The 262-nt window shown below is 39.7% G+C and carries 1 protein-coding gene; it reads left to right on the top strand.

Annotated elements, in window-relative coordinates; all coding sequences use genetic code 11:
* On the top strand, positions 1–262 hold a 262-nt coding region (locus tag SB679_RS24845; RefSeq protein ID WP_410704962.1), incomplete at both ends, for a hypothetical protein.

Genomic DNA, 262 nt, shown 5'->3' with positions numbered 1-262 from the left:
TACATTTTTGGTTCAGAGGAGAGCAGACAAGTCGAATTCCTGTGGGAGCTACCCAGCTATATTCGAGAATAAGACTAACGCAGACAACTGGTACAGATAACGCCTCTACCACAGATATTGATGAACGTTCTATTGGGGATGGTACCAATACAGGTATATACACTACTCCAAGTTTAGGGGAAGTGGAAGATTATCGTTTTAAGGTTGGCAATAATCTTTACGAGTTTGGTGATTTACCTGAAAGCTATGAAATGGATAAAAA

Origin of the sequence: Chryseobacterium sp. SIMBA_029, from assembly GCF_046535275.1 — a bacterium.
Taxonomy (GTDB): Bacteria; Bacteroidota; Bacteroidia; order Flavobacteriales; family Weeksellaceae; genus Chryseobacterium.
The sequence above is the reverse complement of the archived record's forward strand: the minus strand, read 5'-3'. Positions and strand labels throughout refer to the sequence as shown.